27 protein-coding genes and 1 pseudogene are annotated in these 26,434 nt (G+C 71.7%); 10 read left to right on the top strand and 18 right to left on the bottom strand.

The features are described from left to right. The first annotated feature begins 131 nt into the window (after positions 1-131). On the top strand, positions 132-638 hold the full coding sequence (locus tag Sdagh_RS00960; protein WP_189421768.1) for an HNH endonuclease: 507 nt from the start codon (positions 132-134) through the stop codon (positions 636-638). A gap of 114 nt (positions 639-752) precedes the next feature. Here Sdagh_RS00960 and Sdagh_RS00955 read toward each other — a convergent pair whose 3' ends face one another. From Sdagh_RS00955 to Sdagh_RS00945, 3 genes are all read right to left on the bottom strand, one after another. After that, a complete protein-coding gene (locus Sdagh_RS00955) occupies positions 753-1,697 on the bottom strand; it encodes an SPFH domain-containing protein (RefSeq protein WP_189421767.1) in 945 nt (314 codons plus the stop codon). A gap of 146 nt (positions 1,698-1,843) precedes the next feature. After that, positions 1,844-2,275 (bottom strand): NfeD family protein, encoded by a 432-nt coding sequence (locus tag Sdagh_RS00950; protein ID WP_189421766.1) that lies wholly within the window; start codon positions 2,273-2,275, stop codon positions 1,844-1,846. A gap of 73 nt (positions 2,276-2,348) precedes the next feature. Next, positions 2,349-3,146 (bottom strand): ABC transporter ATP-binding protein, encoded by a 798-nt coding sequence (locus Sdagh_RS00945; RefSeq protein WP_189421765.1) that lies wholly within the window; start codon positions 3,144-3,146, stop codon positions 2,349-2,351. A gap of 213 nt (positions 3,147-3,359) precedes the next feature. Here Sdagh_RS00945 and Sdagh_RS00940 point away from each other — a divergent pair, with 213 nt between their 5' ends. Further along, positions 3,360-4,142: an Rv1486c family protein gene (locus tag Sdagh_RS00940; RefSeq protein WP_190078038.1), complete on the top strand. Its 783-nt coding sequence runs from the start codon at positions 3,360-3,362 to the stop codon at positions 4,140-4,142. A gap of 154 nt (positions 4,143-4,296) precedes the next feature. On the opposite strand, the gene chpE is transcribed toward Sdagh_RS00940, so the two are convergent. From chpE to Sdagh_RS00925, 3 genes are all read right to left on the bottom strand, one after another. Further along, positions 4,297-4,542: a chaplin ChpE gene (chpE, locus tag Sdagh_RS00935; RefSeq protein WP_189421763.1), complete on the bottom strand. Its 246-nt coding sequence runs from the start codon at positions 4,540-4,542 to the stop codon at positions 4,297-4,299. Between the two features lie 112 nt (positions 4,543-4,654). Beyond that, the gene (locus Sdagh_RS00930; RefSeq protein WP_190078037.1) at positions 4,655-5,311 is read right to left on the bottom strand and encodes a response regulator; all 657 of its coding nucleotides are present in this window, start codon (positions 5,309-5,311) and stop codon (positions 4,655-4,657) included. Further along, a complete protein-coding gene (locus Sdagh_RS00925) occupies positions 5,304-6,473 on the bottom strand; it encodes a GAF domain-containing sensor histidine kinase (protein ID WP_189421761.1) in 1,170 nt (389 codons plus the stop codon). Before Sdagh_RS00925 ends, Sdagh_RS00930 begins: the two co-directional genes overlap by 8 nt. A 1,093-nt stretch (positions 6,474-7,566) precedes the next feature. On the opposite strand from Sdagh_RS00925, the gene Sdagh_RS00920 reads away from it, so the two are divergent. After that, positions 7,567-8,277, top strand: a complete 711-nt coding sequence (locus Sdagh_RS00920) for a transglycosylase SLT domain-containing protein (RefSeq protein ID WP_190078036.1) — start codon at positions 7,567-7,569, stop codon at positions 8,275-8,277. Positions 8,278-8,392: 115 nt separating this feature from the next. Here Sdagh_RS00920 and Sdagh_RS37150 read toward each other — a convergent pair. Together Sdagh_RS37150 and Sdagh_RS36805 are read right to left on the bottom strand one after the other, a co-directional pair. Next, a pseudogene (locus tag Sdagh_RS37150) lies at positions 8,393-9,335 on the bottom strand (ABC transporter permease); the annotation flags it as partial. After that, positions 9,290-9,883, bottom strand: coding sequence for an FHA domain-containing protein (locus tag Sdagh_RS36805; RefSeq protein WP_370594877.1), 594 nt, complete (start codon positions 9,881-9,883; stop codon positions 9,290-9,292). The pseudogene Sdagh_RS37150 and the gene Sdagh_RS36805, both read right to left, overlap by 46 nt. 865 nt (positions 9,884-10,748) lie before the next feature. Here Sdagh_RS36805 and serB point away from each other — a divergent pair. Then, positions 10,749-11,987 carry a phosphoserine phosphatase SerB gene (gene serB, locus Sdagh_RS00910; protein ID WP_190078035.1) on the top strand — a complete coding sequence of 413 codons (1,239 nt, stop codon included), beginning with the start codon at positions 10,749-10,751 and terminating at the stop codon, positions 11,985-11,987. Between the two features lie 95 nt (positions 11,988-12,082). On the opposite strand, the gene Sdagh_RS00905 is transcribed toward serB, so the two are convergent. From Sdagh_RS00905 to Sdagh_RS00895, 4 genes are all read right to left on the bottom strand, one after another. After that, positions 12,083-12,601 carry a SixA phosphatase family protein gene (locus tag Sdagh_RS00905; RefSeq protein ID WP_189421758.1) on the bottom strand — a complete coding sequence of 173 codons (519 nt, stop codon included), beginning with the start codon at positions 12,599-12,601 and terminating at the stop codon, positions 12,083-12,085. 58 nt (positions 12,602-12,659) lie between these two features. Next, positions 12,660-12,866 carry a hypothetical protein gene (locus Sdagh_RS00900; protein WP_189421757.1) on the bottom strand — a complete coding sequence of 69 codons (207 nt, stop codon included), beginning with the start codon at positions 12,864-12,866 and terminating at the stop codon, positions 12,660-12,662. A gap of 197 nt (positions 12,867-13,063) precedes the next feature. Next, positions 13,064-13,180, bottom strand: coding sequence for an SGM_5486 family transporter-associated protein (locus tag Sdagh_RS36395; RefSeq protein WP_264201177.1), 117 nt, complete (start codon positions 13,178-13,180; stop codon positions 13,064-13,066). A 117-nt stretch (positions 13,181-13,297) separates the two neighbouring features. Beyond that, complete coding sequence (locus tag Sdagh_RS00895; RefSeq protein ID WP_226534405.1) at positions 13,298-14,686, bottom strand: CynX/NimT family MFS transporter; 1,389 nt, start codon at positions 14,684-14,686, stop codon at positions 13,298-13,300. A gap of 69 nt (positions 14,687-14,755) precedes the next feature. Here Sdagh_RS00895 and Sdagh_RS00890 point away from each other — a divergent pair, with 69 nt between their 5' ends. Continuing rightward, positions 14,756-15,448, top strand: coding sequence for a FadR/GntR family transcriptional regulator (locus tag Sdagh_RS00890; protein ID WP_190011505.1), 693 nt, complete (start codon positions 14,756-14,758; stop codon positions 15,446-15,448). A gap of 124 nt (positions 15,449-15,572) precedes the next feature. On the opposite strand, the gene fabI is transcribed toward Sdagh_RS00890, so the two are convergent. Next, positions 15,573-16,340: an enoyl-ACP reductase FabI gene (fabI, locus tag Sdagh_RS00885; protein WP_190011506.1), complete on the bottom strand. Its 768-nt coding sequence runs from the start codon at positions 16,338-16,340 to the stop codon at positions 15,573-15,575. Between the two features lie 5 nt (positions 16,341-16,345). Beyond that, a complete protein-coding gene (gene fabG / locus Sdagh_RS00880) occupies positions 16,346-17,050 on the bottom strand; it encodes a 3-oxoacyl-[acyl-carrier-protein] reductase (RefSeq protein WP_189421753.1) in 705 nt (234 codons plus the stop codon). A gap of 300 nt (positions 17,051-17,350) precedes the next feature. On the opposite strand from fabG, the gene Sdagh_RS00875 reads away from it, so the two are divergent. The 3 genes from Sdagh_RS00875 to tyrS are packed head-to-tail and all read left to right on the top strand — an operon-like array spanning position 17,351 to position 21,581. After that, entirely contained in the window at positions 17,351-18,874 is a 1,524-nt protein-coding gene (locus Sdagh_RS00875) for a TldD/PmbA family protein (RefSeq protein ID WP_189421752.1), read from the top strand. Further along, positions 18,871-20,268, top strand: coding sequence for a metallopeptidase TldD-related protein (locus Sdagh_RS00870; protein ID WP_189421751.1), 1,398 nt, complete (start codon positions 18,871-18,873; stop codon positions 20,266-20,268). The genes Sdagh_RS00875 and Sdagh_RS00870 overlap by 4 nt, the downstream gene beginning before the upstream one ends. A gap of 44 nt (positions 20,269-20,312) precedes the next feature. Then, on the top strand, positions 20,313-21,581 hold the full coding sequence (gene tyrS, locus Sdagh_RS00865; protein WP_189421750.1) for a tyrosine--tRNA ligase: 1,269 nt from the start codon (positions 20,313-20,315) through the stop codon (positions 21,579-21,581). A gap of 75 nt (positions 21,582-21,656) precedes the next feature. On the opposite strand, the gene Sdagh_RS00860 is transcribed toward tyrS, so the two are convergent. Further along, the gene (locus tag Sdagh_RS00860; protein WP_189421749.1) at positions 21,657-21,944 is read right to left on the bottom strand and encodes a GlsB/YeaQ/YmgE family stress response membrane protein; all 288 of its coding nucleotides are present in this window, start codon (positions 21,942-21,944) and stop codon (positions 21,657-21,659) included. Between the two features lie 260 nt (positions 21,945-22,204). Between Sdagh_RS00860 and Sdagh_RS00855 the strand changes: the two genes are divergently transcribed. After that, on the top strand, positions 22,205-22,570 hold the full coding sequence (locus Sdagh_RS00855; RefSeq protein WP_189421748.1) for a DUF3099 domain-containing protein: 366 nt from the start codon (positions 22,205-22,207) through the stop codon (positions 22,568-22,570). Between the two features lie 305 nt (positions 22,571-22,875). Continuing rightward, positions 22,876-23,091: a hypothetical protein gene (locus tag Sdagh_RS00850; protein WP_189421747.1), complete on the top strand. Its 216-nt coding sequence runs from the start codon at positions 22,876-22,878 to the stop codon at positions 23,089-23,091. Between the two features lie 124 nt (positions 23,092-23,215). Here Sdagh_RS00850 and moaA read toward each other — a convergent pair whose 3' ends face one another. The 3 genes from moaA to Sdagh_RS00835 all read right to left on the bottom strand — a co-directional run bounded on the left by moaA (position 23,216) and on the right by Sdagh_RS00835 (position 26,355). Then, positions 23,216-24,205, bottom strand: coding sequence for a GTP 3',8-cyclase MoaA (moaA, locus tag Sdagh_RS00845; RefSeq protein WP_226534403.1), 990 nt, complete (start codon positions 24,203-24,205; stop codon positions 23,216-23,218). A gap of 171 nt (positions 24,206-24,376) precedes the next feature. After that, positions 24,377-26,002 carry a monocarboxylic acid transporter gene (locus Sdagh_RS00840; RefSeq protein ID WP_189421745.1) on the bottom strand — a complete coding sequence of 542 codons (1,626 nt, stop codon included), beginning with the start codon at positions 26,000-26,002 and terminating at the stop codon, positions 24,377-24,379. Next, the gene (locus Sdagh_RS00835) at positions 25,999-26,355 is read right to left on the bottom strand and encodes a DUF485 domain-containing protein (protein ID WP_189421744.1); all 357 of its coding nucleotides are present in this window, start codon (positions 26,353-26,355) and stop codon (positions 25,999-26,001) included. The genes Sdagh_RS00840 and Sdagh_RS00835 overlap by 4 nt, the downstream gene beginning before the upstream one ends. Between the last annotated feature and the right edge of the window lie 79 nt (positions 26,356-26,434).

The following is a 26,434-nucleotide window of genomic DNA, read 5'->3' as shown; positions in this document are numbered from 1 at the left end:
TTTGCCCGTCTCTGGTCTTGGAAGTGATCAGGGGCGGGCATTTTTTATTGCGTTGTCCATCCCGGCGTGCCCGGCCAGAGTTGATCCAGCCCGCCAGGGGGTGGGCCGGTGCACACGGGAGGTGGGCTGGTATGCGGGACACGCTGGTGCTGAACGCGAGCTTCGAACCCTTGTCGACGGTGTCGCTGAACCGAGCCGTCGTTCTGGTGCTCCAGGACAAGGCCGTCGTCGAGCAGGCCCACCCCGAACTGCGGATGCGGGGAGCGGCGGTGGACATACCGGCGCCCCGGGTGATCAGGCTCTGCCAGTACGTACGGGTGCCGTTCCGAAGACGTGCGCCGTGGTCGAGGCGGGGGGTGCTGGTGCGGGACCGGCACCGGTGCGCGTACTGCGGGCGGCGGGCGACGACCGTGGACCACGTGGTGCCGCGGTCGCTGGGCGGGCAGGACACGTGGCTGAACACGGTGGCCTCCTGTGCGGAGGACAATCACCGCAAGGCGAACCGGACGCCCGAGCAGGCGGGGATGCCGTTGCTGCGCCAGCCCTTCGAGCCGACGCCCGCCGATGCGATGCTGCTGGCGCTGGCCCGGGACGACTTCGCCGCGCTGCCGGACTGGTTGGTGCTGGACGCGGCGTAGCGGTCTCGCCTCAGGAAGGTTCGGTCCTTCCCCGGCCGCGGGTTCAGGGAGGGTCGGTCGCGCAGTTCCCCGCGCCCCTGGGTGGGGACGCGGGGCCTGTGTTCCGATGCGCCGTCAGTCGATGGTCGGCTTTTCGCGGCGTTCCTGTGGCGGGACCGTGGGGGCGCTCTGGGCGCCGCCGCCCAGGCCGCCGAAGTTGCCCATCGCGCCGGAGAGGCCCTTGAGGGCGTCGCCGATCTCGCTGGGGACGATCCAGAGCTTGTTGGCGTCGCCCTCGGCGATCTTCGGGAGCATCTGGAGGTACTGGTAGGAGAGCAGCTTCTGGTCCGGGTCGCCGGCGTGGATGGCCTCGAAGACCGTACGGACGGCCTGGGCCTCGCCCTCGGCGCGCAGGGCGGCGGCCTTGGCCTCACCCTCGGCGCGCAGGATCTGGGACTGCTTCTCGCCCTCGGCGCGCAGGATCTCGGACTGCCGGACACCCTCGGCCTGGAGGATCGCGGCGCGCTTGTCGCGGTCGGCGCGCATCTGCTTCTCCATCGAGTCCTGGATGGAGGTGGGCGGCTCGATCGCCTTCAGCTCGACGCGGTTGACGCGGATGCCCCACTTGCCGGTGGCCTCGTCGAGGACGCCGCGCAGGGCCGCGTTGATCTCCTCGCGGGAGGTCAGGGTGCGCTCCAGGTCCATGCCACCGATGATGTTGCGCAGGGTGGTGACGGTGAGCTGCTCGATCGCCTGGATGTAGCTGGCGACCTCATAGGTCGCGGCGCGGGCGTCGGTGACCTGGTAGTAGATGACCGTGTCGATGTTGACCACCAGGTTGTCCTGGGTGATCACCGGCTGCGGCGGGAACGGGACGACCTGTTCGCGCAGGTCGATGCGGTTGCGGATGGTGTCGATGAACGGGACGACGATGTTGAGGCCCGCGTTCAGCGTGCGTGTGTAGCGGCCGAAGCGCTCGACGATGGCGGCGCTGGCCTGTGGGATGACCTGGATCGTCTTGATCAAGGCGATGAAGACCAACACCACCAGGATGATCAAGACGATGATGACCGGCTGCATGGTCTCTCCCGTACCCTTCTCCGCCTCGGCGCTCTCGGCAGATCCTGACTGCTGCTGATCTTACGGCTGTTGAGGATCTTGCTGGTCGAGTCTGACAGACCGTCGCCCGTGCCGGGGGCTGTTCCCCCAGGTTGCGTGGTGCGCGGTCATAGGACGATCGCCGTGGCGCCCTCGATGTCCACGACGTCCACCTCCTGCCCCACGTCGTAGGCGCGGCCGCCGTCGAGGGAGCGGGCCGACCAGACCTCGCCGGCGAGCTTGATCCGGCCACCGGAGCCGTCGACCCGTTCCAGGACGACGGCTTGCCTGCCCTTCAACGCTTCCACCCCCGTGACGAGTTGGGGCCGGTCCTGGCGGTGCCGGGCGGCGATGGGGCGTACCACCGCCAGAAGGGCGACCGAGACGACGACGAAGACGAGGACCTGGAGGACGACGTCGGCCCCGAGGCCGGAGGCGATCGCCGCGGCGACCGCGCCGACGGCGAGCATGCCGAACTCCGGCATCGCGGTGACGACGAGCGGGATTCCGAGGGCTGCCGCGGCGACGAGCCACCACACCCATGCGTCGATGTCGTTCACGTGGTCATGGTAGGTCCGTCGGTCGCCGCTGGGACAGGGCGCAAAGAGGACGGGGCGGCCGGGGCGGGGCGGGTCAGGAGAGCGGGAGGCCCTGGGCGGTCCAGCGGTCGCCGACCTGTTCCACGACGAGCGGGAGGCCGAAGCAGAGGGAGAGGTTGCGGGAGGTCAGTTCCAGCTCCAGCGGGCCGGCGGCGAGGACCTTGCCCTGACGGATCATCAGAACGTGCGTGAAGCCGGGGGCGATCTCCTCGACGTGGTGGGTCACCATGATCATCGAGGGGGCGATCGGGTCGCGGGCGAGGCGGCCGAGGCGGCGTACGAGGTCCTCGCGGCCGCCGAGGTCGAGGCCGGCGGCGGGCTCGTCGAGGAGGAGGAGCTCGGGGTCGGTCATCAGGGCGCGGGCGATGAGGGTGCGCTTGCGCTCGCCCTCGGACAGGGTGCCGAACTTCCGGTCGAGGAAGTCGGTCATGCCGAGGCGGTCGAGGAAGGCGCGGGCGCGCTGCTCGTCGATGTCCTCGTAGTCCTCCTGCCAGGTGGCCGTCATGCCGTACGCGGCGGTCAGCACGGTCTCCAGGACGGTCTGGCGCTTGGGGAGCTTCTCGGTCATGGCGATGCCCGCCATGCCGATGCGGGGGCGCAGCTCGAAGACGTCGGTGCCGGGCCGGCCGAGGGTCTCGCCGAGGATGGTGGCGGTGCCCTGGCTGGGGAAGAGGTAGCTGGAGGCGAGGTTGAGGAGGGTGGTCTTGCCGGCGCCGTTGGGGCCGAGGATGACCCAGCGCTCGCCCTCCTTGACCGACCAGGAGACCTGGTCCACCAGAGCCCGGCCCTCCCGGACCACGGATACGTCCTGAAGCTCCAGAACATCGCTCATGAGCGCGTTGTCTCCCCTTGCAGTGTGCCGGTCTCGGCTGTCGCGTACGCCAGTGGCTCGGTCGGCCGCGCCGGTGGGCGCCGCCCTCTAGGAAATCTACGCCACCGGTCGGCCCGGCCGTTCCATCGGGATGGTTCACGGTGGGCTCGCGACGGGTCCGCGGGGTGCGGTGACGTCGTGGAGGCCCCGCGGAAGCGTCCTAGGGTGGTGGGCATGCTCACGGAACCACGCGCAGGGCGGCTGGCCGCCTGGGGAAATGCCCTCCTTGTCGGAGTTGTCTCGCCGGACGACGCCGTGCTCGCGATCGTCGGCGAGGACGCGGTGCACCGGGTGGCGGGGCTGCCGGGCGAGTCGGCGCCGGTCGGTCTGACGCTGGCGCTGGGGCGGCTGCGGGCGCTCGGGGTGACCGGGCTGCGGGTGGCGCTGCCCGCGCCGGGGCATCCGCTGGGGCTGAGCGGGCCGCCGGAGTTCAACGCGCGGGCACTGGAGGCCGAGGAGGCGGTGGTCTGTCACGGGGCCGCGCTGGGGCTGGTGCCCGAGGTGTCCGAGGCGGGGCCCGAGGGCGATGTGCACGTCGAGGTGGTCTGGCACTGTCTGCCGGTGCGTCAGGGGCCGCCCGCGGATGTGCCGTCGCTGGCGGAGGCGGAGCGGGAGCTGGCGGAGGCGCTGCGGGACGCGACGGCGGTGCTGACGCGGCTGGACCTGGCCGGGTCGGGGCCGGTGGCCGAGGCGGCCGTCGCGGCGTACCGGGCGCGGGCGGAGGCGGGGCGCGAGGTGCTGGCGCCGGGATATCCGCCGCGGGCGGTGCGGGTGCTGGAGCTGGCTCAGCGGGTGGGGGCGCTGATCTCGCTGGCGTACGAGAACGGGCCCGGGGGCGCGGTGAGCGCCTCGGAGATGGCGGCGCGCTCGCATGCGCTGCGGCCGGTGGAGCGGACGGCTCGGCGGGCGCAGGTCGCGGCGTACAACTCCGTGGTGGAGGAGCGGGGACGGGAGTGACGTCCGCAGGGGGAGGGAGTGGCGGCGTCGGTGGGCCGGGTGAGGTGACCCGGCCCGGTGTCGACGGAGTGCCGTCCGCGCCCGCCCCTGCCGCCCTCGCGGCGCTCCTGCCCGCGGGCTCACGGGCGGGACGTACGGCACCCCCGTCGGGGCGTCAGCGGTTGAGACCCAGGTTGCCGAAGGCCGGGTTCAGGACGCCGATGACGCTGACGCTGTTGCCCACGGCGTTGACCGGGACGTGGATCGGCGCCTGGACGAGGTTGCCCGAGGCGACGCCCGGGGAGCCGACGGCCTTGCCGTGCGCGTCGGCACCACCGGAGGCGGAGGCCATACCGGCACCGGCGGCGACCAGCCCACCGGCCACCATCGTCACGGCCACTGCCTTCTTCAGGTTCTTCACTTGCCAGTCCTCCTTGCGATCGCCGCGGCAATCGCCGCGGCACGCACTGGAGAACGGCCGGGCACACCGGAGGTTGCGCCATTCGGGGGACATTCCCACGACGGTATGAATCTCAGTCCGGAACGGAACCCTCCGTGTTGCTGTGGCGTACGGCCCACAGGGCGGCCTGGGTGCGGTCGGCCAGGTCGAGTTTCATCAGGATGTTCGAGACGTGGGTCTTGACCGTCTTCTCGGACAGGACGAGGGCGCGGGCGATCTCCCGGTTGGAGCGGCCGTCGGCTATCAGGCCCAGCACCTCGCGCTCGCGGTCGGTGAGGGAACCGGCCCTGCCCTGGCCGGAGCCGGTGCCCTCGGGCTGGAGCAGGGCGCCCGCGACCTCGGGCTGGAGCAGGATGTGCCCGGCGTACACCGAGCGGATGGCGCCGGCCAGCGCTTCGGGGTCGATGTCCTTGTAGACGTAGCCGGCGGCGCCGGCGCGCAGGGCGGGGACCACGGTGCGCTGCTCGGTGAAGCTGGTGACGATCAGGACTCGCACGGGGTGGTCCAGCTCACGGAGCCGACGCAGGGCGTCGACGCCGTCCATGCCCGGCATCTTGACGTCCATGAGGATCACGTCGGGGCGCAGCTCGGTGGCGCGGTCGACCCCTTCCGCGCCGTCCGCGGCCTCGCCGACCACCTCGATGTCGTCCTGCACCTCCAGGAAGGTGCGCAGGCCGCGGCGGACCACCTGGTGGTCGTCGACGAGCAGCACCCTGATTGCCTCAGCCACCGGGGACCTCCATCGTGATCGTGGTGCCCTTGCCGGGCGCCGATTCGACGGTCAGCGTGCCGCCGACCCCGCTCGCCCGGTCCCGCATGGAGACCAGGCCCAGATGACGTCCCGCGCGGTGCACCGCCCGCGGGTCGAAGCCGGCGCCGTCGTCGGTGACCCGCAGCTCGGCTCCCGCGCCGGCCCGGCGCAGGGTTACGTCGACGTGGGTCGCGGCGGAGTGCCGCAGGGCGTTGTGCAGCGCCTCCTGGGCGACGCGGAGGACGGCCTCCTCCTGGGCGGCGGGCAGCGCGCGCAGGCCGTGGCCGGTGAAGGTGACGTGCGCGGTGTGGGCGCGGTCGAGGACCTGGACGTGGGTGCGCAGGGTGGCGACCAGGCCGTCCTCGTCCAGGGCGGCGGGGCGCAGCTCCACGACGGCGGCGCGCAGCTCGTCCGCGGCCTCGGCGGCCAGGGCGGTCACCTGCCGCAGCTCCTCCTTGGCGCGGGCGGGGTCGCGGTCCACCAGGCGGGCGGCGGCCTGGGCGGTGAGACGGAGGGAGAACAGCTTCTGGCTGACCGCGTCGTGCAGCTCGTGGGCGAGGCGGGTGCGCTCCTCGGTGATGGTCAGCTCGCGGCTGCGCTCGTAGAGGCGGGCGTTGGTGAGGGCGATGGCGGCGTGCTGGGCGAGGATGCCGAGGAGTTCCTCGTCGTCCTGGGTGAAGCCGCAGGTGCCCTCGCGCCCGGGGCTCGGGGGGTCTCCCTCGTCGGGGTGCAGCTTGTTGGCGAGGAAGAGGGCGCCGAGGACCTCGTCACCGTCGCGGATCGGCAGGCCGAGGAAGTCGGCCAGCTCGGGATGGGCGGACGGCCAGCCTTCGAAGCGGGGGTCCTGGCGGAGGTCGGCGAGGCGCTCGGGGCGGGCGTCGCGCAGCATCGCGGCGAGGATGCCGTGCTGGCGGGGCAGGGGGCCGATGGCCTTCCACTGCTCGTCGCTGATGCCGTCCACCACGAACTGGGCGAAGCCGCCGTGGTCGTCGGGGACTCCGAGGGCCGCGTACCGCGCGTCGAGCAGCTCGCGGGCGGAGGCGACGATCGTCTTCAGGACGTCGCGCACCTCCAGGTGCCTGCTCATGGCCAGCAGCGCGGCACTGACCGCGGCGAGGCCGGACCGGGGGCCGTGACTCATGACCTCACGGTACCGGCGGGGTGTGACACCCGGATCGGCCCGGTGACGGGCGACCGGCCGGGTCGATGGTCCTAGGTCGGAGGTCCCGGGACGGTGGGATCGCGGGGGCGGGGGCCGGACGGTTGGGTACCACGCGCGCGTGCGGGTGGGGGGGCGAGGGCGACTGGTCGCCACGGCGGAGACGCAGCCGTCCGAGCGGGCTTCTCTCGCACGCGCGCGTGCGAGAGAAGGGGTGAAGGGGTAGGGAGGCGGGGCTGCCCGGGGAGCGGCTGGTGCTGGGGGGCCACCGGGTGCGCGGGTGCCGGGGCCGGACGTGGTCGGATGGGCTTTCGGTGGACGTGACCGGCTGGAGGCCATCCCGGTAAGGGTGGCCGGACGGGCCGGTGAGGGCGGCCGGACGGGCTCCCGGTGAAGGCGGTCATATGGGCGGTGGAGTCGGCGGGGGCAGGGCCGTACCGGGGGGAGGTCCTCCCCAGGGGGAGGCCGTACAGGCGTGGGCGGAGTGGGCGTGGGCGGAGTGGGAGGGCCCGGTCGTCGCGCCGGAGCGGGGTGCGGGAGGTGCGCAGGGGTGGACGGGCCGCTCGGGCTGTCCGTCCCCGGCCCCGTCTCTGCTGGTGCCGGGGACGGTGGCGGGGCGGGCTGCCCCGGAGCGGAGGCGAGGAGGTGGTGGGCGGGTGCTGCCGGTGGCGCCAGTTCCGGCAGGCTCAGTCCCCCCTGCGGCCCCTGCCATGACACCGTCCCCACCGACCCCGGCAGTCACTCACGTATCGCATTGCTTCAGCAACTCGCAGTGAGATGAGGGGGTGGCCCGTGTGAGCCCCCGCATAGGGCGCACGTCACGTACGAAGTGGGTTAGGAGGACGAGACGTCCGTTTTGACCGGGAAGATGGTCACTGTTGCCCGGTTTCTCCCCTCCCTGATCCACTATCCAGCTTCGTACGTCACACCTTTGCCAGCCGATTTTGCGGCCGCTAACAATGGCTCACGTCGCTCAGTGCCGTGGGTTGTGAACCACGGCGTTCGTGCCGGAAGCACCCCTGTACTCAGCAGGACGAGAGCGACCTCCGCGCAACTCGAAGAGGTCTATCCCGCCATGCCCAAGAACATCCTCACCCGTGGTCATAGTCGTTCCCTGACCCGCAACCACAAGATCGCCATAGCCGGTGTCGGCGCCCTCGGTGCCGCCGCCCTCGCGATCTCCGCGGTGCCCGCCAGTGGCCACACGACCGCCACGAGCGAGGCCGCCCCGGCGGCCAAGGTGGCCTACAGCTCCGAGCAGATCAAGGACGTGAAGACGTCCGTCACCGACCAGCTCGCCGGGACCAGCGAGAAGCTCGCGGCCATCGACGCGAAGCAGCAGGCAGCGGCCGACGCCAAGAAGCAGGCCGCCACGCAGGCCGCCGCCAAGAAGCGTGCCGCGAAGCAGGCCGCCAGCCGGTCCGCCGAGCGCGCCGAGGTGAAGCAGGTCGCCGCCAAGAGCTACCCGGACAACCTCAACGGCTGGATCAACGAGGCCCTGAGCATCATGAAGGCCAAGGGCATCCCCGGCTCCTACCACGGCCTGCACAAGAACATCATGCGTGAGTCCTCGGGCAACCCGAAGGCGATCAACGACTGGGACATCAACGCCATCAACGGCATCCCGTCCAAGGGCCTGCTCCAGGTGATCCCGCCGACCTTCAAGGCGTACCACGTGGCCGGCACCTCCTGGAACATCTACGACCCGGTCGCCAACATCACCGCCGCCGCCAACTACGCGGCCGACAAGTACGGCACCATCGACAACGTCAACAGCGCGTACTGAGCCGGCCCGGAGACCGAGGTCAGCGCGGACCTCACTTCCGACACGCAGCCACGCCGAAGGGCGGCACCCCGTACGAGGGTGCCGCCCTTCGGGGCTGTCCGGGGGCGGGCGGCCGCTTCCGCGTCACCTCGGGCTCGTGGCGGCGCAGGACGCGGGAGACGGGGAGGCCGCAGAGGACGCCGAGGACGAGCACGGCGGCCGGGTCCATGGTCCAGGCGGGTGCGGTGTGCTCCCACAGCGGATCGGCGCCGGCGGCCCCCTGTGGCGGGCCGATCCGGTCGAGGTCCAGCGTGGCGCCGGCCGCGGCGACCGCCCAGCGCGACGGCGTCAGGTACGAGACCTGGTTCACGCCCGCCGTGCCGTGCGGAGCAAAGAGACAGCACCTGAAGACGACCTGGACGACCGCGAACACCACCAGCGGCGGCACGGTCGTCTCGGAGGTCCGTACCAGCGCCGAGATGACCGGGCCGGACATCGTCGAGGCGAAGCCGAGCGCCATGGCCGGCAGGCACAGCTCCAGCAGCGTGAGCCCCCAAGAAAAGGACCACGCCCTCGTGCGGGATCTCCCGGGTCGAGAGGCCGATGAGCCCGAGCAGCAGCCCCTGGAGCAGGGTGATCAGGCCGAGCACCACGACCCTGGACATCAGGTACGCCGAGCGGGACAGGCCGGTCGCGCGCTCCCGCTCGTAGAGGACCCGTTCCTTGGTCAGCTCACTGACCGAGTTGGCCGCGCCCGTGAAGCAGGCGCCGGCGGCGGGGATCAGCAGGACCGTGGTGGCCGTGCCGTCGGGCTCGGGCCGCCCGGCCTCCGAGTCGGCCGGGTGTGCCGGGTCGGGCAGCAGGCCGGCACCGAAGTCGATGAGCAGGCCGACCAGGCCCAGGAGGGCCGGCGGGGACACCGTTACGGCCAGGAAACTCCGGTCGGAAGCGATCACCGAGACATAGCGCCGCGCCGGGGTGGCGAACCGCGCCGTCCAGGGCTGCGGCTGCCGTCCGGGAGGTGGTGCTGGTTTTAGGGGTGCTGGTGCTGGTGCTGGTGTTGATGCGGATTCGGGTGCGGGTGGTGGTGCTGCTGCGGGTTCGGCTGCTGCTGGTACTGGTTCGGGTGGTGGTGTTGGTATTGGGGTGGCTGCTGGTACTGGTGCCAGGGGGGTTGCTGGTGCTGGTTCTGTTGCTGTTGCTGAGGGATGTGCGGAGGGTGGGCCTCCTGGTGCGGTGGCGCGAAATGCTGGGTGTACGACGCCGGTCGAGGCGCGTACGGCTGGTGTTCGGGGTGCGCCTGCCGCGGGTCGGCGGTGACGGCCGTGGCGGAGAGGTTCAGCAGCGGGCCGTCGGTCGCGTTGCCCAGGTGTACGGCCGTGGCGGCGTCCAGCTCGCACCGGTGGATGCGACGGCCGTGTACGAACGTGCCGTTGGTGCTGCCGTGGTCCTCGAGCACCCAACCGCGGCCGTCGAAGCGGACCGTGGCGTGCCGCCAGGAGACCCTGGCGTCGGTGAACACGATGTCGCCCTGCGGATCGCGTCCCAGGGTGTAGGGCCTGGACGGATCGAGTGTCCAGGTCTGCCCGTTTGATTCCAGTACGAGTTCCGGCACTCCGAGCCCCATTGAGTTGTCCCCTGACGTACCCCCGGTCACGGGGAGTCTAGGGATGTCGAACATCGGGGGAACTATCTCAGGCACGGCCCCTGACCGAAAGCCGGGCCTTGCGCGAACCGGACCAGGGGGGCGTCTTCCGTTTCCGTCGAGGGGTCGAAAACGGCCTGGAGGGTGGCGAAGCACGCGAGGGGGACGAGTGGTGCGACCCGGCCGCGCGATGCGTAGCGGGGGTTTTGCCATGAGCGCGTCCAGGAGTACGGCGGTCGCGGAACACGGCGTGAAAGCGCCGTGGTGCGATGTGCCGCTGTCCGCGATCGCGGCCGTGAGCTGGGCGTTGGTCGAGGTGCCGGGACGGCCGCGCTCGGGCCGCGGCTCCTGGCTGCGGACGCGTCGGGCTCGCCCGGCCGACGACGCCCCCGTACCCGGCACCGGACGGGCAGCCGGTCCGTACCGGCCGGCTCCTCGTGTCCGCCGCCGAACCCCGCCACGAAACCCCCTAGGCTCAGGCCACCGGAACGGCCGTCTGTCCCTCCCCCGGCCCCCGCGTGCGAGGACGCGGCGGACGGGGGGGCCGGACCTCCACGGGCGCCCACCGTTGAGGTCCCGTACTCCCGCGACGGTCGCCGTCGAAGCGGGGTCAGGGGTTCCGGCGCCACCGCCACCGCATCATCTCCCCGGCACCGCGTCGGCCGAGGCGGCCCGAGCGCGGGGAGTGAGCCCCTCCGACGGCGGGGCCGGCGATCGGCCGACAGCACCACCTGCCGCACCGCTCCACCGCTGCCTTCACGCCACCGAACCGCCACCCACTGTTCCGTGTCCGCCAGGCGGACCTCGGGCGCGCGGGGCGCGGGGTGCCGGATACCGTATGACCACCATGAGCGCTACGCAGACCTCTGACGTCCCTACGCTTCTCGTCAAGATCTTCGGCAAGGACCGGCCGGGCATCACGGCGGGCCTCTTCGACACTCTCGCGGCCTTCTCCCTCGATGTCGTCGACATCGAGCAGGTCGTCACCCGTGGCCGGATGGTGCTGTGCGCGCTCGTGACCCATCCGCCCCAGGGGCTGGAGGGTGAGCTGCGGGCCACCGTCCACAGCTGGGCGGAGTCGATGAGGATGCAGGCCGAGATCATCTCCGGCACCGGCGACAACCGGCCGCGCGGCCTCGGCCGCTCCCTGGTCACGGTGCTCGGCCACCCGCTCACCGCGGAGGCGACGGCCCAGGTCACCGCCCGGATCACCAAGGCCGGCGGCAATATCGACCGCATCTTCCGGCTGGCGAAGTATCCGGTGACGGCGGTCGAGTTCGCGGTGTCCGGCGTGGAGACCGAGCCGCTGCGGACCGCGCTGGTGACGGAGGCGGCGGCGCTGGGCGTCGACGTCGCGGTCGTCGCCGCCGGGCTGCACCGGCGGGCGCAGCGACTGGTCGTCATGGACGTGGACTCGACGGTCATCCAGGACGAGGTCATCGAGCTGTTCGCCGCGCACGCCGGCTGTGAGGCGGAGGTCGCCGAGGTGACGGCCGCCGCCATGCGCGGGGAGCTGGACTTCGAGCAGTCCCTGCACGCCCGCGTGGCGCTGCTCGCGGGGCTGGACGCCTCCGTCGTGGACAAGGTGCGCAGCGAGGTGCGGCTGACCCCGGGGGCGCGGACGCTGATCCGTACGCTGAAGCGGCTCGGATATCAGGTCGGCGTCGTCTCCGGCGGCTTCACCCAGGTCACCGACGACCTCAGGGAACGGCTGGGGCTGGACTTCGCCCAGGCCAACACCCTGGAGATCGTCGACGGGAAGCTGACCGGGCGGGTCACCGGGGAGATCGTGGACCGGGCGGGCAAGGCGCGGCTGCTGCGCCGGTTCGCCGCGGAGGCGGGCGTACCGCTCTCCCAGACGGTGGCGATCGGGGACGGCGCCAACGACCTGGACATGCTGAACGCGGCCGGGCTCGGAGTGGCCTTCAACGCCAAGCCGGTGGTCCGGCAGGCGGCGCACACCGCGGTGAACGTGCCGTTCCTGGACACCGTCCTGTATCTGCTGGGCATCACCCGCGAGGAGGTCGAGGCCGCGGACACCCTCGATGAGCGGCTCCTCGGCCGGGCCGCGGACGAGGAGCACTGAAGGGTCCGGTACCGGACCGGATCGGGTCGGTACCGGGTGCTCTGCTGACGGGAGTGCCGGGACCGGCTCCGCCGGGCCGGGAGACCGGGGGCCGGTCAGTCGGCGGGGGCCCAGTAGTCCCGCAGGGTGGCGGCACCGGGCTCCAGGGACTTCCAGGGGCCGTCGAAGGAGAGGACCGCGAAGGCGGCGGTCGGGAAACCGCGGCCGGCCATCCGCTCGCGGACGTCGCCCTCGGCCGAGCCGGCCAGGACCTCGGTGAGTCCCTGCGCGCCCGGGTTGTGGCCGATCAGCAGGACGTCCCGCAGGTCGTCGGGGGTCTCGTTGAGCACGGCGATCAGCTCGCCAGGGGACGCCTCGTAGATCCGCTCCTCGTAGACCGTTTTCGGCCGCTGCGGGAACTCCTGGACGGCGAGCTTCCAGGTCTCGCGGGTGCGGACGGCGGTGGAGCACAGGGCCAGATCGAAGGAGATGCCGGTGTCGGTGAGGCGGCGTCCGGCCTCCGCTGCGTCCTTGCGTCCCCGCTCGGCGAGCGGTCGCTCGTGATCGGGCACCTGGGGCCAGTCGGCTTTCGCATGCCGGAAAACAACAATCCTGCGGGATTCTGCGACGCTCATACCCTCCAGCTTCGCATGAAACAGGCCATGGGGCGCAGGGAGTTGACCGGGTGGGCCGTCAGCGTCCGATCAGGTGCCGTATTCGCTCCACGAGGTGGGTGACGGCCGGGTCGGCGGTGGTCGCGTGCGCCTTCGCCGGGTCGAGGATCAGCGCGAGCAGCGCGGCGAAGGCGAGAACCGGCAGGACCAGCGCCCACCAGGGCAGCCGGCTGTCGACGCCCCCGCGTACGGCAGGGCGGGAGCCGGGGTGGGTAGGGGTCGACATGAGTGCCTCCGCGGGTCTTCGGCGTCCCTGAGTCCGTGGTCCGTCGTGCGCCACGCTCCCGGCTCCGGCGCCGGGACTCGCGGTCACACCACGACGCTACGGAATCCGCGGGCGGCTTCCCATCCGGTGATCCACCCACTCGACCCTGAGCCTTCCCCCCTAGGGGACGGGGGGCTGGCCCTACCCTCCCGTCGGGTTCACGGTGAGGCGATGGTCGCGACGATGCCGATGATCACGAAGATTGCGAGGAACGAGCCGAAGACGAGCAGCATCTTCTTCTGGCCGTTCTGGGGGTTCGGGTCGAGGACTGGCATGGGACAAGTCTCGCACCCGCCCCGGACACCCCGGTCGGCGGGCCGCCGTCCCGGCAGGCCCCGGACCCCGTCGGCGGCGACCTCCCGGCCCCGTCACCGGCAGGCCGCCGCCCCCGGTCAGCGGGCCGCCTCCTCCTCCACCGTACGGTCGCGTCCCGCCAGGACGCCCACCACCATCTGCGGCACCATCAGGGCGGCCATCAGCGCGATCGGCAGCCCCCAGCCGCCGCTGTGCTGGTAGAGCACGCCCACCAGGAGCGGCCCGGGGATCGAGATCAGGTAGCCGGTGCTCTGCGCGAAGGCCGAGAGCTGGGCGACACCCGGCCCGGTCCTCGCGCGCATCCCGACCATGGTCAGGGCCAGCGGGAAGGCGCAGTTGGAGATGCCGAGCAGTACGGCCCAGGCCCAGGCGCCGCCGGCGGGCGCGAGGTACAGGCCGGCGTAGCCCGCGAGACCGCAGAGGCCGAGGACGACCACCATCGGGCCCTGCTGGGGCAGCCGGGTCGCCACCCGGGGAATGACGAAGGCCAGCGGTATGCCCATCGCCATGGTGACGGCCAGCAGCACTCCGGCGGTGCCGGCGGAGACGCCCGCGTCCCGGAAGATCTGCGCCATCCAGCCCATCGTGATGTAGGCGGCGGTCGCCTGGAGGCCGAAGAACACGGCGAGCGCCCAGGCGGTACGGCTCCGGGTGATCCGCAGCGCGGGCCGCCCGGCGCCGGGGCCGGCCGGGGCGGACCGGGTGGCCGGGGCCTGCCCCGTCCCCGGGGCGGCGCCGCGGTCCCGGAGGAACGGGAGCCACGGCAGTACGGCCGCCGCCGCCAGCGCGGCCCACACCCCGAGGCCCGGCCGCCAGTTCCCGCCGAGGGCGTCCGTCACCGGCACGGTCGCCGCGGCGGCGATCGACGTACCGCAGGCCAGGGCCATCGAGTACAGCCCGGTCATGGAACCGACCCGGTCGGGGAACCAGCGCTTGACGATGACCGGCATCAGGACGTTGCTGACCGCGATGCCCATGAGCGCCAGGGCGCTGGCCGCCAGGAACACGGCCGTGTTCCCCACGAAGGGGCGGACCAGCAGGCCCGCGGTGATGGCGGCCATGCCGGCGCAGACCACCGCACCGGGGCCGAAGCGGCGGGCGAGCCGCGGGGCGGTGACGCCGAAGACGGCGAAGCAGAGCGGGGGCACCGAGGTGAGGAGCCCGGCCACACTGCCGCTCATGCCCAGTCCGTCGCGGACCTCCTCCAGGAGCGCGCCGAGACTGGTGATCGCGGGCCGCAGGTTGAGCGCGGCCAGCACGATGCCGAGGACGAGCAGGCGGGTGGTCCACACCGTCCAGGGGCGCCCGGTGGACGGCGCGGGCGCCGCACGGTCCGCGTCCGCGCCGGGTGCCGCCGCTCGCTCACCACCGCGCGCGGCGTCGTCGGTGCGGGGGCGGGCCTCGGCGCCGACGCGGGGCGCCGGCCTGAGCGTCGGGGTTTCCTCACTAGCCATGAGGCCCATCATAGAATCATGGGATGATTAGTTGTCCAGTTCGCGCTGGACACCGCAGGAGACCCTCAGCGAAGGTGAGCCATGCCTCTGAGCCATCCCCACCGCTCGGCCCTGTCCGAGCAGGTCATCGCCGCGCTCCGCCAGCAGATCACCTCGGGCGAGTGGCCGGTCGGCTCCCGCATCCCGACCGAGCCCGAGCTGGTCGATCAGCTGGGGGTCGCCCGGAACACCGTCCGTGAGGCGGTCCGCGCGCTGGCGCACAACGGGCTGCTGGACATCCGCCAGGGCTCCGGCACCTACGTCGTCGCCACCAGTGAGCTGGCCGGCGTGATGCAGCGCCGCTTCGCCGACACCGACCCCCGGCACATCGCCGAGCTGCGCTCCACGCTGGAGTCGGCCGCCGCCCGGCTGGCCGCCGAGCGGCGCACCGAGCGTGACCTCAAGCACCTGGAGGCGCTGCTGGCGCGCCGCGACGAAGCGTGGGAGTCGGGGGACGCGGAGGCGTTCGTCACCGCGGACGCCACCTTCCACCTGGCCGTCGTCGCCGCCTCGCACAACGAGGTGATGACCGCGATGTTCGCGGACCTGGGCGAGGTGATGCTGGACTGGCTGCGCGAGGACGTCGGTGCGGAGCTGACACCGGAGACGCACTTGGACCACACCCGGCTGATGGACGCGATCCGCGCGGGCGACGCGGCGACGGCCGCGCGGGAGGCGGCGGGCTACCCCTTCGCCTGCCGTCCGGGGCGGGTCGGACCACACTCCGGCGACTGACCCCTGCCGGGCCGGACCGGCACGCGGAAGGGTCCGCGCCCTCGCGGGCGCGGACCCTTCGGAGAAGCGGACCCTTCGGAGAAGCGGGCCCCTCGGAGAAGCGGACCCCTCGGAGAAACCGGCGTCAGGCGCCGATCGCGTGCAGACCGCCGTCCACGTGGATGATCTCGCCGGTGGTCTTCGGGAACCAGTCGCTCAGCAGGGCGACGATGCCGCGGCCGGCCGGCTCCGGGTCGTCCAGCTTCCACTCCAGCGGGGAGCGCGTGTCCCACACGGCGGCCAGGTCACTGAAGCCCGGGATGGACTTGGCGGCCATGGAGCCGAGCGGGCCGGCCGAGACGAGGTTGCAGCGGATGTTCTGCTTGCCCAGGTCGCGCGCCATGTAGCGGCTGGTGGCCTCCAGGGCGGCCTTGGCCGGGCCCATCCAGTCGTACTGCGGCCAGGCGAACTGCGCGTCGAAGGTGAGGCCGACGACGGAACCGCCGTTCTGCATCAGCGGCAGGCAGGCCATGGTGAGCGACTTCAGGGAGTACGCCGAGACGTGCATGGCCGTGGCGACCGACTCGAACGGCGTGTTGAGGAAGTTGCCGCCGAGCGCGTCCTGCGGAGCGAAGCCGATGGAGTGCACGACACCGTCGAGGCCGCCCAGCTCCTCGCCGACGATGTCGGCCAGCCGCCCGAGGTGCTCGTCGTTGGTGACGTCCAGCTCGATGACCTTGGTGGGCTTGGGCAGCTTCTTGGCGATGCGCTCGGTCAGCGTGGGCCGCGGGAAGGCGGTCAGGATGATCTCCGCGCCCTGCTCCTGGGCCAGCTTGGCCGCGTGGAAGGCGATGGAGGACTCCAGCAGCACGCCGGTGATCAGGACGCGCTTGCCCTCGAGGATTCCGCTCATGGTGATCAGTGACCCATTCCCAGTCCGCCGTCAACGGGGATGACGGCTCCAGTGATGTACGAGGCGTCGTCCGAGGCGAGGAACCGCACCGTCGCGGCGATCTCCTCCGGCTGCGCGTACCGGCCGAGCGGCACCTGCGACACGATGTTCGACCGCTGCTCGTCGGAGAGCGACCTGGTCATGTCGGTGTCGACGAAGCCGGGCGCGACGACGTTGAAGGTGATGTTGCGCGACCCCAGCTCGCGGGCGAGCGAGCGCGCGAAGCCGACCAGACCCGCCTTGGACGCTGCGTAGTTCGCCTGCCCCGCCTGACCGAGCAGCCCGACCACCGAGGAGATGAGCACGACGCGGCCCTTCTTGGCGCGCAGCATGCCGCGGTTGGCCCGCTTGACGACGCGGAAGGCGCCGGTGAGGTTGGTGTCGAGGACGGAGGTGAAGTCGTCCTCGGACATGCGCATCAGGAGCTGGTCCTTGGTGACGCCGGCGTTGGCGACGAGCACCTCGACGTTGCCGTGCGCCGCCTCGATCTCCTTGTAGGCCTGCTCCACCTGCTCGGCATCGGTGATGTCGCACTTGACGGCGAGGAAGCCGGCCGGCGGCTCACCCGACCGGTATGTGATGGCGACCTTGTCTCCGGCGTCGGCGAACGCGCGGGCGATGGCGAGGCCGATGCCCCGGTTACCTCCGGTGACGAGAACCGAGCGGCTCAACGGATCACCCTTTCCATAGCGGTCTGAACACGCCGCCCGAACACCTGGATGGCAGGCGGCTTCCTCGAAAACCTATCGGTCCCCGCTTCCGCTCGGGGAATCGGGCACCCACAGTGGCTTACGGCACGCGCTGTCGGGTCCCTACAGAAACGGGTCCCCGCAGAAAGCGGAGCACCGCCGGCGGAAAGGTGTGGTCCCCGTACGGGCCGACGCGACATGATGCGCCGCACGCTCTCTTGTACGACCATCCCTACGATCGCACCGCTCCACGACCGGTTCCGCCGACAGAAAGAGACGCAGGTGCCCCATCGCATCGACGACACCTTCACCGCCCTCCCACTGCGCCCCCTCGCCGACGCCGCCCTGGCCCGCGCCCGTTCCCTCGGGGCCGTGCACGCGGACTTCCGTTTCGAGCGGGTGCGCAGCGCCTCCCTGCGGCTGCGGGACGCCAGGCCGGCCGGTTCCTCGGACACCACCGACCTCGGGTACGCGGTCCGCGTCGTGCACGGCGGCACCTGGGGCTTCGCCTCCGGGGTGGACCTGACGCCGGACGCCGCCGCCAAGGTCGCCTCGCAGGCGGTGGCGATGGCGAAGCTGGCGGCGCAGGTGATCAAGGCGTCCGGGTCGGAGGAGAGGGTCGAGCTGGCGGAGGAGCCGGTGCACGCCGACCGTACGTGGGTGTCCTCGTACGAGATCGACCCGTTCGCCGTGGACGACGCCGAGAAGGCGGGGCTGCTCGCCGACTGGAGCGCGCGGCTGCTGGCGGCCGACGGGGTCGACCACGTGGACGCCTCGCTGGTCGCCGTCCACGAGAACAAGTTCTACGCCGACACGGCGGGGACCACGACCACCCAGCAGCGCGTCCGGCTGCACCCGGTGCTCACCGCCGTGTCGGTGGACGGGCCGACCGGCGAGTTCGACTCGATGCGGACGCTGGCGCCGCCGGTCGGGCGCGGCTGGGAGTACCTGACCGGCACCGGCTGGGACTGGGACGCCGAGTTGGCCGGGATCCCCGGGCTGCTGGCCGAGAAGATGCGGGCGCCGAGCGTCGAACCGGGCCTGTACGACCTGGTCGTCGACCCCTCCAACCTGTGGCTGACCATCCACGAGTCGATCGGGCACGCCACCGAGCTGGACCGCGCCCTCGGCTACGAGGCCGCCTACGCCGGTACCTCCTTCGCCACCTTCGACCAGCTCGGCAAGCTCCGCTACGGCTCGGAGCTGATGAACGTCACCGGTGACCGCACCGCCGAGCACGGCCTCGCGACCATCGGGTACGACGACGAAGGCGTCGAGGCGCAGTCCTGGGACCTGGTGAAGGACGGCACGCTGGTCGGCTACCAGCTCGACCGCAGGATCGCCCGGCTCACCGGCTTCGAGCGGTCCAACGGGTGCGCGTACGCCGACTCCCCCGGCCACGTGCCGGTGCAGCGCATGGCCAACGTGTCGCTGCGGCCCGATCCCGGCGGGCTGTCGACGGAGGATCTGATCGGCGGAGTGGAACGGGGCATTTACGTCGTAGGTGACCGTTCATGGTCAATCGATATGCAAAGGTACAACTTCCAGTTCACCGGCCAGCGCTTCTTCCGGATCGAGAACGGGCGGCTCGCGGGTCAGCTGCGGGACGTGGCCTACCAGGCGACGACCACCGACTTCTGGGGGTCCATGGCGGCCGTCGGCGGGCCGCAGACGTATGTCCTGGGCGGGGCCATCAACTGCGGCAAGGCCCAGCCGGGGCAGGTCGCGGCGGTGTCGCACGGCTGCCCGTCGGCCCTGTTCAAGGGCGTCAACATCCTCAACACCACGCAGGAGGCGGGGCGATGAGCGCCCGGACGAAGACCACACCGCACGAGACCGTCGAGCGGGCGCTGGAGCTGTCCCGCGCGGACGGGTGCGTCGTCATCGCCGACGAGCACTCCACCGCCAATCTGCGCTGGGCGGGCAACGCGCTCACCACCAACGGCGTGACGCGCGGGCGCACCCTCACGGTGATCGCCACCGTGAACGGGCGGGAGGGCACCGCCTCCGGGGTCGTGTCGCGGTCCGCCGTGACCCGGGACGACCTGGAGCCGCTGGTGCGGGCGGCGGAGGCGGCGGCGCGCGGGGCCGGGCCGGCCGAGGACGCGCAGCCGCTGGTCGCGGGGGCGCCCGAGGCGCCGGACTTCACGGACGCGCCGGCCGAGACGTCCTCCGCGGTCTTCGCCGACTTCGCGCCGGCGCTCGGGGAGGCGTTCGCCCGCGCGCGGGCCGGCGGCCGGGAGCTGTACGGCTTCGCGCGCCACGAGATGACGTCGACGTACCTGGGGACCTCGACGGGGCTGCGGCTGCGGCACGACCAGCCCACCGGGACGCTGGAGCTGAACGCCAAGTCGCCGGACCGGTCGCGGTCGGCGTGGGCCGGGCGGGCCACCCGGGACTTCCGGGACGTCGACCCGGCGGCGCTCGACGCCGAGCTGGCCGTCCGGCTGGGCTGGGCCGAGCGGCGGGTGGAGCTGCCCGCGGGGCGGTACGAGACGCTGCTGCCGCCGACGGCCGTCGCGGACCTGCTGATCTACCAGCTCTGGTCGGCGTCGGGCCGGGACGCGGCCGAGGGGCGGACGGTGTTCTCCCGGCCGGGCGGCGGCACCCGGCTGGGCGAACGGCTCGGGCGGCTGCCGCTGACCCTGCGCAGCGATCCGGCCGAGCCCGGTCTGGAGACCGCGCCGTTCGTGGTGGCGCACTCCTCCGACGGCGACCGGTCGGTGTTCGACAACGGGCTGCCGGTGCCGGCCACCGAGTGGATCAGGGAGGGCGTGCTGTCCCGGCTGACGACGACCCGGCACAGCGCCGCGCTGACCGGGCTGCCGCCGGCGCCGGCCGTCGACAACCTGGTACTGGACGGCGGGGCGGACCGCTCGCTGGAGGAGATGGTCGCGGCCACCGGACGGGGACTGCTGCTGACCTGCCTGTGGTACATCCGCGAGGTCGACCCGGCGACGCTGCTGCTGACCGGTCTGACCCGGGACGGCGTCTATCTCGTGGAGGACGGCGAGGTCGTCGGCGAGGTGAACAACTTCCGGTTCAACGAGTCGCCGATGGACCTGCTGGGACGGGTCACCGAGGCGGGGCGTACGGAGCGGACGCTGCCCCGGGAGTGGGGCGACTGGTTCACACGGGCGGCGATGCCCCCGCTGCGGGTCCCCGATTTCAATATGAGCTCTGTCAGCCAGGGCGTATAACCTCGTAGCCGCACACGCGGACCATACGAGGAGACACGAGAACCGTGACGGACATCGTCGACGAGCTGAAGTGGCGCGGGCTGTTCGCCCAGTCCACCGACGAGGACGCTTTGCGCAAGGCGCTCGCGGACGGTCCCGTCACGTTCTATTGCGGTTTCGACCCGACCGCGCCGTCGTTGCACGTGGGACACCTGGTGCAGGTGCTCACCGTGCGCCGGCTCCAGCAGGCCGGGCACCGGCCGCTGGCGCTGGTCGGCGGGGCGACGGGCCAGATCGGCGACCCCCGCCCGACCGCGGAGCGCACGCTGAACTCGCCGGAGACGGTGGCCGGCTGGGTGGAGCGGCTGCGCGGCCAGATCGAGCCCTTCCTCGCCTTCGAGGGCGAGAACGCGGCGGTGATGGTCAACAACCTGGACTGGACCGAGGGGCTCTCCGCGATCGAGTTCCTGCGGGACATCGGCAAGCACTTCCGGGTCAACAAGATGCTGACCAAGGACTCCGTGGCCCGCCGGCTGGAGTCCTCGGAGGGCATCAGCTACACCGAGTTCAGCTACCAGCTGCTCCAGGCCATGGACTTCCTCCAGCTCTACCGGCGCTACGGCTGTGTGCTCCAGCAGGGCGGCAGCGACCAGTGGGGCAACCTCACGGCGGGCCTGGACCTGATCCACCGCCTGGAGCCGGACGCGACGGTGCACGCGTACGCGACGCCGCTGATGACCAAGGCGGACGGCACCAAGTTCGGCAAGACCGAGGGCGGCGCCGTCTGGCTGGACCCGGAGATGACGACCCCGTACGCCTTCTACCAGTTCTGGCTGAACGTCGACGACCGGGACATCTCGCGCTACTCGCGCATCCTGTCCTTCCGGTCCCGCGAGGAGCTGGAGGAGCTGGAGCGGCAGACCGAGGAGCGTCCGCAGGCGCGGGCGGCGCAGCGGGCGCTGGCCGAGGAGCTGACGACGCTGGTGCACGGCGCGGACCAGACGGCCGCGGTGATCGCCGCGTCCAAGGCGCTGTTCGGCCAGGGTGACCTGGCGGAGCTGGACGAGCGGACGCTGACCGCCGCGCTGTCGGAGGTGCCGCACGTCCGGGTCGCCGAGGCCGGTCCGGTGGTCGACCTGTTCGCGGAGGTCGGCCTGGTCGCCAGCAAGTCGGCGGCCCGCCGCACGGTCAAGGAGGGCGGCGCCTACGTGAACAACGTGAAGGTCGCCGCCGAAGACGCGGTGCCCGCCGGCGGGGACCTGCTGCACGGCCGGTGGCTGGTGCTGCGCCGCGGCAAGAAGAACCTCGCCGCGGTGGAGGTCACCGGCGCCTGAGCGGCGTACCGGCACGCGTGAGGGGCGGCTCCCGGACTGCGGGGGCCGCCCCTCGGCGTACGGGCGCGGCCCTGGTCAGGCGGTGTGCCGTCGCTGCTTCCTGTTGCCGCGCACCGCCATGTACACCATGTCTCCGACCCCGACGATGATGATCGCGGCGACCAGCTGGAAGAGGTGCCGCCACCAGTCGATGCCGGAGGTGGCCTCGACGCCGGCCGCGCGGGCGACCGCGTTGCCGACGATGGCACCGAGCATGCCGAAGATCGTGGTCAGCCACAGAGGACTGTGCTGCTTGCCCGGAATGATCGCCTTGGCGATCAGACCGAGTACGAATCCGACGATGATCGCCCACAACCAGCCCATGGCTGCCTCCTCGTCCGGCTCTACGTGAGCATTACGCCCACCCTCGGTCCGTACGGCGTACGGCGCACGGCGGGTACGGCCGAACGGGGGACACGCCCGGACGCCGCGACGCATTCCGGCCGCTCCGGCACGGGGCGGACCCCCTCTCGTGGGCGACCGGGCGGCGGCGTACCGTGGGAGACGTCCCGGACCGGCGTCCCCGAGCGGCCGCGGACCGGTGCGGGCGGGGAGACTCCCATGCGGGCGGGTGGTGGAACGTGATGCGGAAGCGGAGCGGGAACGGCAAGGCCCAGGTGTTCCGGATCACCGGAGCCCGGACGGGCCTGGAGGAGGACGTCCGCGGACGCCAGCGCCGGTACGTCATCTCGATGACGGTCCGCACCCTGGCGGTGATCCTGACGGCCGTGCTGTGGAACGTGGAACGGCACGTCGCCGTCGTGACGCTGGTGCTGGGCGCGGTGCTGCCGTACATCGCGGTGGTGATCGCCAACGCCGGGCGGGAGAACGCGCCGGGGCTGCCGACGACGTTCGTCACGGCGCCGACGCCGCCGATGATCGAGCCGCCGCTCGCGCGGCACGGCTTCGCGGAATCGGTCCCGGAAGACGCCGGAACTGATCGAAAATAAACGATCGGATCATGGCAGCACAGAGCGAACTTGACGACCATTCTTGATCGAATTTGACCTGCATCGATCACAAATGATCGCCAAGCGGGCGGTCAAGTCCGTCCCGAGCCAATGAGAAGCTCGCTCGAATCATGTTGTTCGGGTCCCGGCGGGTGGGCCGGTCGTGACATACTCGGTGAGCGCTCCGCATCCCCCGTCGGAGCGACAGACCGACGCCGGGCAGCTCCCCCCGTGGCTGCTCGGCGTCGCCTTTGTGCGTGACCTGCTCCGCGTGACCTGTTCCGCGCGACCTGTGAGACGAACCTGTGAGTGACGAGACCACCCCGATCTGCTCCGCCAAGGGCTGCCGCGCCGACGCCGTGTGGGTCCTCGCCTGGAACAACCCGAAGCTGCACACGCCGGAGCGCCGCAAGACGTGGATCGCGTGCGAGGAGCACCGGGAGCACCTGTCCCAGTTCCTCGGCGTACGGGGCTTCCTGAAGGACGTCGTCCCGCTCGCCGACTGGGAGCCGGGCTCCTAGGCCCTGCCGTTCGGATCACGCCGCGGACGCGGGGCCTGGCACGCGCACCTGCGCGCGGAAGGCACAGCCGATTCCCCGCGACCTGATCCGAACGACAGGGCCTAGGCCCTGCCGGCCCGCCTGGCTAGCCGCCGATCGCCGACATCGGGCGGTCCGGCTGGACGAAGGCGGGGTCGTCGAGGCCGGCGCCCGCTTTCTTGCCCCACATGGCGAGCTTCCAGACGCGGGCGATCTCCTCGTCCGGGGCGCCGGAGCGCAGGGCGGCACGCAGGTCGGTCTCCTCGCGGGCGAACAGGCAGGTGCGGACCTGGCCGTCGGCGGTCAGCCGGGTGCGGTCGCAGGCGGCGCAGAACGGGCGGGTGACCGAGGCGATGACACCGACGCGGTGCGGCCCGCCGTCGACCAGCCAGCGCTCGGCGGGGGCCGAGCCGCGCTCCTCGGAGCCCTCCTCGGTCAGTGTGAAGCGGGTACGCAGGGAGGCCAGGATGTCGCCGGCGGTGACCATGCCGTCGCGCTTCCAGCCGTGCTGGGCGTCGAGCGGCATCTGCTCGATGAAACGCAGCTCGTAGCCGTGCTCCACGGCCCAGGCGAGGAGCTCGGGGGCCTCGTCGTCGTTGACCCCCGGCATCAGGACCGAGTTGACCTTGACCGGGGTCAGACCGGCCTCGCGGGCGGCGTGCAGGCCCTCCAGGACGTCCCGGTGCCTGTCACGGCGGGTGAGGGTCTTGAAGACGTCCGGGCGGAGGGTGTCCAGGGAGACGTTGACCCGGTCCAGGCCCGCCGCCTTCAGGGCCGCCGCGGTGCGCTTGAGCCCGATGCCGTTGGTGGTCAGGGACGTCTGGGGGCGCGGGTCGAGCGCGGCGACGCGCTCCACGATGCCGGCCAGGCCGGGGCGGAGCAGCGGCTCGCCGCCGGTGAAGCGGACCTCCGTGACGCCCAGGGAGGTGACCGCGATGCCGACCAGGCGGACGATCTCGTCGTCGGTGAGCAGGTCGGGCTTGGCCAGCCACTGCAGGCCCTCCTCGGGCATGCAGTACGTACACCGCAGATTGCAGCGGTCGGTCAGCGAGACCCTCAGGTCGGTGGCCACTCGGCCGTAGGTGTCGATGAGCACGTGGGCCCCCTCCCTCGACGCGGATCGGCGGAGCGCCTTCCCTCCGCCGACGCCTTCGAGCCTACGTGACCGCGGTGACAACGACAGCGGCCGGAAGCCACGAGGTGTGCCGCGGCCCCGTCGTAGGGAGCTACGACGGGGCCGCGGCGGGGACGGGCCGGCGGGACGGGATCAGTGGGCGCCGGTGCCGGTCAGGGACCGGACCTCCAGCTCGGCGTACTTGGCGGCGTTCGGCTCCTCCTTCGACAGGAGGGTGCCGAGCCAGCCCATCAGGAAGCCGAACGGGATGGAGATCAGGCCGGGGTTCTTCAGCGGGAACCAGGCGAAGTCGACGTCCGGGAACATCGAGGTCGCGTCGCCCGAGACGACCGGTGAGAAGAGCACCAGGCCGACGGCGACGACCAGACCGCCGTAGATCGACCACAGGGCGCCCTGGGTGGTGAACCGCTTCCAGAAGAGGCTGTAGAGGATCGTGGGCAGGTTGGCGGAGGCGGCGACCGCGAAGGCGAGGGCGACCAGGCCGGCCACGTTCAGGTCGCGGGAGAGGGCGCCCAGGGCGATGGAGACGATGCCGATGAAGACGGTCGCCCAGCGGGCCGCCCGCATCTCCTCCTTCTCGGTGGCCCGGCCCTTGCGGATGACGTTGGCGTAGATGTCGTGCGCGAAGGACGAGGACGAGGCCAGGGTGAGGCCGGCCACCACGGCGAGGATGGTCGCGAAGGCCACCGCCGAGATCACGGCGAGCAGGATCGCGCCCCACGCCGAGTCGACGCCGCCGACGTGCAGGGCGAGCAGCGGGGCGGCGGTGTTGCCGGACGGGTTGGAGTCGGTGATCTCCTTCTGCGAGATCAGGGCCGCCGCGCCGAAACCGAGCGCGATGGTCATCAGGTAGAAGACACCGATGATGCCGATCGCCCAGTTCACCGACTTACGGGCGGCCTTGGCGTTGGGCACGGTGTAGAAGCGGATCAGGATGTGCGGCAGGCCGGCGGTGCCGAGGACCAGGGCGATGCCGAGGGAGATGAAGTCCAGCTTGGTGGTGCCGGTCGCGCCGTACTGGAGGCCGGGCTCCAGGAAGGCGGCGCCCTTGCCGCTGTTCTCGGCGGCGGTGCCGAGCAGGTCGGAGATGTTGAAGTCGAACTTCAGCAGTACCAGGAAGGTGATCAGGATGGTGCCGCCGATCAGCAGCACCGCCTTGACCATCTGGACCCAGGTCGTCCCCTTCATGCCGCCGATGGAGACGTACACGATCATCAGCAGGCCGACCAGGGCGACGATGAGGACCTTGCCCGCGTCGGAGGTGATGCCGAGCAGCAGGGAGACCAGGACGCCGGCACCCGCCATCTGGGCCAGCAGGTAGAAGATCGACACGACGATGGTGGAGGTGCCGGCGGCGGTCCGCACCGGGCGCTGGCGCATCCGGTAGGCGAGGACGTCGCCCATGGTGTAACGGCCGGAGTTCCGGAGCGGCTCGGCGACCAGCAGCAGGGCCACCAGCCAGGCGACCAGGAAGCCGATGGAGTACAGGAAGCCGTCGTAGCCGAAGATGGCGATGGCGCCGGCGATACCGAGGAAGGACGCGGCGGACATGTAGTCGCCCGAGACGGCCAGGCCGTTCTGGAAGGCGCTGAACTGGCGGCCGCCCGCGTAGAAGTCGGCGGCGTCCTTGGTCTGCCGGCCCGCCCAGACGGTGATGACGAGGGTGGCGAGGACGAACACCGCGAAGAGGCTGATGATCAGCGGCCGGTGCTCACTGGCCTCGTTGGCCGCCAGGAACGTGTGCTGCGCGGGGCTCATGCGCCGCCCTCCATCCGGGACTTGATGGCCTCGGCCTTGGGGTCGAGCTTCGCGGCGGCGTACCGCGAGTACCACCAGGCGATGAGGAACGTGGTGACGAACTGGGCGATGCCGAAGACGAACGCCACGTTGATGTTGCCGAACAGCTCGGTGCCCATGAAGCCGCCCGCGTAGTTCGACAGCAGCACGTAGAGCAGGTACCAGAGGACGAAGGCGATCGTCAGCGGGAAGGCGAAGGAGCGGAAGGAACGGCGCAGTTCACCGAACTCCGCGCTCTGCTGCACCTCGTTGAACTCCTCGGCGGAGGGCAGCCGGTGTTGTTCCTGCGAGGGGGGCGGTGCGTCGGTGGCCACGGATTCTCCTCGTACGACGGACATGACTGCTGTACCTATCGGTCGGGGGCTGATCGTGCTCGTGCTCCCTGACCAACGA

It is taken from the genome of Streptomyces daghestanicus (assembly GCF_020521275.1).
GTDB lineage: Bacteria > Actinomycetota > Actinomycetes > Streptomycetales > Streptomycetaceae > Streptomyces > Streptomyces griseoviridis.
The sequence above is the reverse complement of the archived record's forward strand: the minus strand, read 5'-3'. Positions and strand labels throughout refer to the sequence as shown.